Genomic DNA, 5790 nt, shown 5'->3' with positions numbered 1-5790 from the left:
ATTTACCAGATTCTCCTACGGAAGGCCAAATTGTATTAAGCCGTGAATTGCATAATCAAGGGATTTATCCACCTGTGACCATTCCGCCTTCATTGTCTCGTTTGATGAAAGATGGGATTGGCAAAGATTACACCCGTGAAGATCATGCGCATATCGCCAATCAATTGTATGCTGCGTATACCAAAGCTTTAGATGTGCGTAATTTAGCGTCGATTATTGGCGCGGAAGAATTATCTGAAAGCGATCAATTATATTTAAAATTTGCTGATGGCTTTGAGCAACGCTTTGTCGGACAAGGCGAACAAGCAGATCGTTCAATTGAAGAAACTTTGGATTTAGCTTGGGAAATTCTATCTATTTTACCGAAAGATACATTAACTCGTGTCAGTGAAGCCGAACTTGAAAAATACTATCGTGAAGATTTAGATCAAGAATTAGAGATCACAGCTTAAGACAATACGTTAAAGTATGCTTGTCTGTCATATCTAGGAATAGGGCGTTATAAAATGCAAAAACCTTTATTTTATATGGTATTAGTAGAATCTAAGGAAACCGATACTGAATCATTCTTACAATATTTTTGGACATGGGCAGAACATATTGGAATAGCTTTATCCAAGGTAGCTAATGCAGCAAAAAAACAAGGTATTGATAATCCATATTGTAGTGAAATTGCTCTCTATGACTTTGATGATTTCGATACATCATCTGACGAGCTTAAGCAAATAGAAGACACAGACATATTTGTTTCAACAACGCGGCACTACTACCCCACAGAACCTTGCTTGAGATTAGCCGATGGTGTAGTTGGCGCAATGCAAGATGGCGATTTTGATGCAGAGGATTTGCAAGCTGGGTTTGACGCTTATTTAGATGATGAATTCTACTGTATTAATGCGGTTTTAGAACAAGAACAAATTTTGCCTTTATTTCTTAAATTATCAGCAACATTACCAAATATAAAAGTGTGTTGGGTTGTGGTGACAGATGCTTGGGAAGATACAGATGTCAATCAATTCTGGGCAAATACTGCATTAAACAATATGGTTAGCATCAAACCCTTTCTTGAATACACCAAGAAAAACATATTAAAAAATGGTTTAGTTTCATTTACTGTTTTTAGTGATGAAGGGGCAACTAATTTATCGATTACCGATCACAAAGAAATCCGTTTAGTGACTCACAGTGAGCAGGTACAACAAACAATGGTGCAAACCTTATTAGCATCAAATATTCAACAATCTAATGAATTAAATAGTATTAGCGGAGGTTTTCATCACTGGCATTACCAACAGGCGGATTCACTAAATAGAACTGATTTTATCCAATTTTTACAAGCTGAAGGTTTTACTTTTTGGCAGGAAATCACAGCAGAAGACGAGGACTAGCATAATTTAAATGGACAAACTTATTTTAGGCGAATCAGAGCACACGTTAACTGAAACGGATTCAGAACAAATCCAGCAATTAACCTCGGCAATCGTGCGCCAAGCAGATAGAAAAATCGATATTTTAACCCAAGACTTTGATCCATTGATTTATGATAACGAGGCTATGTTTGACGCATTTGAAGGCTTTGTGCTGCAAAGTCACCATTGTCATGTCAGAGTGATTTTGCAAAATCCACAATGGGTTGTGCGTCGTGGGCATTGCTTGATTAATTTGGGTAAACGTTTGAGCAGTTTTTTTAGTTTTTGCTGCTTGCCCGAACGGTTCAAATCTTATGCTGATACCTTCCTGATTGCAGATAATATCGGTGTGATACATCGACCTTATCCTGATAGCCTCAAAACCAGTTTTCACTTTTGTGATCCACAACTGGCTAAATTCCTCGGGAATACCTTTACTCAAATTTGGGACGAATCTGAACCACATCCTTACTTAAGTTCAATTGTGATTTAGGCTCTATCACCCCATGCCTGCTTATTCGATCCGCCAAACCCTAAAAAAATTAAATCAAACCGATCTCACGTTCCCCACGACTAAGCCCAAACTGGTCACAACAGCCAATCGCCTTGCCAAACAAGCTAAAACGGCAGGCCAAGCTCAAGCTCGTGACCTAAAACAATTGCAGCAAAAATACTTACACGCTGCGGAAAATAATGATTGGTCAACAATTACAACCCAAGAATGGCGGCAAGCAGTATGGTTATTGTGGTATGGCAAAAAAGCCGAGCACTTGGCTCAATATGATGAGTTGTTCAATGAATTATGGCCTCATGTGCTCGATAGCCCTATTTTGTTAAAACGTATGATACGGGCGTATTTTTATGAATTTAACTTTAAAAAAACCAATATTGATAAAGTAGGTTATTTTATCGAACAGGCTTTAAAAGAAGATTTAAAAAATAAGCAATTACAAAACTGGAATAAGCAACATAAAAAATATCGTTTATTCGAATCTGAATTAGGAATCCAGTTATTAACTGAACATTGTTTGAAGCAAGAATCATTAACTACTTTGATTAAAATAGGATTTAAAGGTGAATTACTGAATAGTGCATATGTCAAAACCTTATATCAAAACGCATTGCTACAGATTATTAAGAAGAAAAGATATGACATTCAAACATTAGATAATTTATTAGATTGGAGTGAAGAAAATCAACAATTACGTTATCCAGATACTAAGCGTAAATTAATCCAAGCACTGCTTACACCGTGGCAAAATATTGATCCTCCATCTGAAATAAAACAGCAGGTTCACCCCTTTTTAATCAAACATTTCCAAGATCCACGCATTCATAGCCAGTCATGGCATGGTGTTGCTAAACCATTGATGAAAGTTATGTATCGTTGGCTAATTGGGACAACCTTAGAAACATTTATCGAAATTTTAGACCAGTGTATTTTAGATAAACATTGGCAATATCGACGCGCCTTTTGGTCAGCATATCATGAGCGTGAATATATTGATGAAGCTTGGCTAGCATTAGGCAGTGCGGCTCAAAGTTTTTTACACGATAATCCAGAATTACATGAAACAGTGCAAGAAGCTTACGCGAATCTAACGGGTTCAAATGTCCGCACCAATCATTGTGTTTTATTATTCAGAATCAAAAAATTAATTATTGCCGAATGGAGTCATCAAGGCCGCTGTCATATTTGGTTAACTAACAATACTGATGCGCCACGTTTCTATGAGCCTGAATATTCACGTGAAGCGGTGACTCAATATTCTGAAAAAATCAAAGTCGAATATAATTATGCAGGCATCAGCCATCACAGCAATGAAACCGGTGGCTGGCAGGCTGATATTGCTACATTTATCGCAGAACATACCGATATTTGTATGCAAGCTGAAGATTATATGCCGCAAACCTTAAATTAATCCCTAACTCGTTGAAAAATGGAATTTGAAGCAGTAAATTTTGCACCGTAAAATCACATAAGTTAATTTTTTACATCCCATCTTTTCTTACTATCATCTCCATTCACAAATCTTATTGTTTTATAAATCAATATAATAACCCATTCAATATTTTTTATACTCTATTGAATTCTTGAAAAACTTGGGTTTTTACAGCAAAAACACAAAAATGACTTGACACTGTATAAAAAATTAAGTTAAAACTAAAGAGCGAAAGACTATTAAAACAATACTACTGTCTTTTTAGAATAATAATAAACCTTGTAGTTCCAAAGGAAATGGAGGAAAAAGAGTGAGAAAACAATTATTAATTGTTGTTGTGGCGAACTGTCTGTGCTTTTCACAACTTAGCTATGCTACCAATGGTTATTGGTCTCATGGTTATGGACCCAAATCTAAGGCAATGGGTGGTGCTTGTGTGGCAATGGCATTAGGTGCGATGTGTACCGCAAGTAACCCCGGTTCATTAGTTATTGTTGGAAATAAAATTGAGGTAGGCTTTAGTCTGTTTTCACCATCGCGTAGCGTGACTGCAAACAATGATGCGTCTGCTATTGGCCCTCCAAATGGACCGACTTCAATTACACCTGGCAGATACGAAAGTGAAAATGATTATTTTTTGATTCCACATTTTGCCTTTAATTATTTAATCAATCCAGATTTATCATTGGGTATTACCTTTGGTGCTAATGGTGGCATGAACACCGAATATCCAACGGCATTGTTCCAAAACTTCGGTAATCCCGCTGCTCCAAGTACACTGCCGACTAGCCCTACGGGCATTGACTTAATGCAAGCCTTCATGGCTTTTCCAATCTCGTTTAAAATCAATCAACAGCATTCTATTGGTGTTGCCCCTATCGTTTCAATTCAGCGGTTTAAAGCCGAAGGATTACAGCCTTTTACTTCATTCTCAAAACATCCAGAGCACGTAACAAACAATGGTTATGATATGTCGTATGGTGGCGGTTTACGTTTTGGCTGGTTATGGCAGGTTAATGACCGTTTAAACTTAGGCGCATCGTATCAAACACGATTATGGATGAGTGAATTTGATGATTACAAAGGCTTATTTGCTGAAGATGGTAATTTTGATGTACCGCCTAATTACGATTTAGGTTTTTCTTATAAATTCACCCCTAAAATCACATTTGCATTCAATTATCAAAGAATTGAATTTGAAGATGTTAATTCATTATCTAACAATTCCGCGCTTGCATTTTTCCCTGGGCAAATCCTATTAGGAACTGAGGATGGCTTAGGCTTTGGCTGGAAAGATATGGACATTTATAAGTTTGGCTTGCAATGGGAATATAATGATGACTGGGCATTTAGAGTGGGCTATAGTCATGCAAGCAACGCGTTTCCAAACGATCAAGCACTATTTAACACATTAGCTCCCGCAGTGGTCAAACGTCATATCACAGGCGGTTTTTCACGGAGATTAGATAAAAACCAAGAAATCAGTGTGGCCGTATGGTACGCACCTAAGGAAACAGTGAATGGTCAAAATCCCAATACAGGCCCTCAAACAGGTTCAATTGAGATGAGTCAATGGGAAATTGAAGTCGGCTGGGGGATGCGATTTTAGTATAGCTAGGCTTTTTAAACTATGTTAGACTCCCTGTTAATACGGTGATTTATACCGTCTGTCGAGGTGCTTAATGCTTCAGCAGGGAGTGAATAAATAATGAGACTCAAGTGTGATAAGCCGATTTTTCTGACTACGTTACAGCTTATTTATCGATTGATCTTCATCGGTAGATTGCATCGTGACCGTTTTGCTTATTATGTTCCTTTCATAAAATCCAGTCTCATTTCAAAATCCAAACATCTCTTTATCATCCAATATGACATCTTCCATATTTTGGTTAGCTGCTTTGTATCCAAGCCAAATGCAACATTTCGTATGGCTTATACTCATGCTGAATTGCATTATTAAAATATTTTGCTTTTTAGAATAAAAGAAATAATACAAGTTAAAATTATTTTTGAGTGGCGAATAAGCGATAAGGAATTGATGATTTAATTAGAGCTAGATATTGTTTGTTTAGTTCAAGTTATTGAATAGTTAAATTATTGTACGGTTTTGGACGTTTATAGTTGAACCGATTCAACAGCATCTAATTGTTACTGACTCAAGTTATTATTATATATGATATAAAACTTTTATAGAAATTTAGCATATTAGTAGTTGTTAATATTCAAATAACATAGTATTCTATATTTGAGTTTGCTGCTAAGCACAGCAAGAAAGGATTCAAAAGCAGACTGCCACAGAATAATTTAGTCTAAACTTATATAATCCTAAACAAAGGGGATGATTATGAAATTCGCAAAAATTTTAGCTTTATCAGCAGTTATCGGCGCTGCTACAGTTTCTGCACCTGCTCAAGCATGGTGGGGTCCTGGTAGTTGGG

The 5790-nt window shown here is 36.7% G+C and carries 5 protein-coding genes; all 5 read left to right on the top strand.

Annotated features, from left to right (window positions below):
* The coding region (locus tag ABXH34_RS17280; protein WP_502710427.1) for an ATP synthase beta subunit C-terminal domain-containing protein at positions 1-452 on the top strand (452 nt) is incomplete at its 5' end.
* Positions 453-506: 54 nt separating this feature from the next.
* On the top strand, positions 507-1388 hold the full coding sequence (locus ABXH34_RS17275) for a hypothetical protein (RefSeq protein ID WP_353573131.1): 882 nt from the start codon (positions 507-509) through the stop codon (positions 1386-1388).
* Positions 1389-1398: 10 nt separating this feature from the next.
* Positions 1399-1902 carry a DUF7931 domain-containing protein gene (locus ABXH34_RS17270; RefSeq protein WP_353573130.1) on the top strand — a complete coding sequence of 168 codons (504 nt, stop codon included), beginning with the start codon at positions 1399-1401 and terminating at the stop codon, positions 1900-1902.
* 13 nt (positions 1903-1915) lie between these two features.
* Entirely contained in the window at positions 1916-3331 is a 1416-nt protein-coding gene (locus ABXH34_RS17265) for an EH signature domain-containing protein (protein ID WP_353573129.1), read from the top strand.
* Between the two features lie 331 nt (positions 3332-3662).
* Positions 3663-4961 (top strand): OmpP1/FadL family transporter, encoded by a 1299-nt coding sequence (locus ABXH34_RS17260; RefSeq protein WP_353573128.1) that lies wholly within the window; start codon positions 3663-3665, stop codon positions 4959-4961.
* Positions 4962-5790: the final 829 nt, after the last annotated feature.

This window comes from Candidatus Albibeggiatoa sp. nov. BB20 (assembly GCA_016744725.1).
Taxonomy (GTDB): Bacteria; Pseudomonadota; Gammaproteobacteria; order Beggiatoales; family Beggiatoaceae; genus Albibeggiatoa.
The sequence above is the reverse complement of the archived record's forward strand: the minus strand, read 5'-3'. Positions and strand labels throughout refer to the sequence as shown.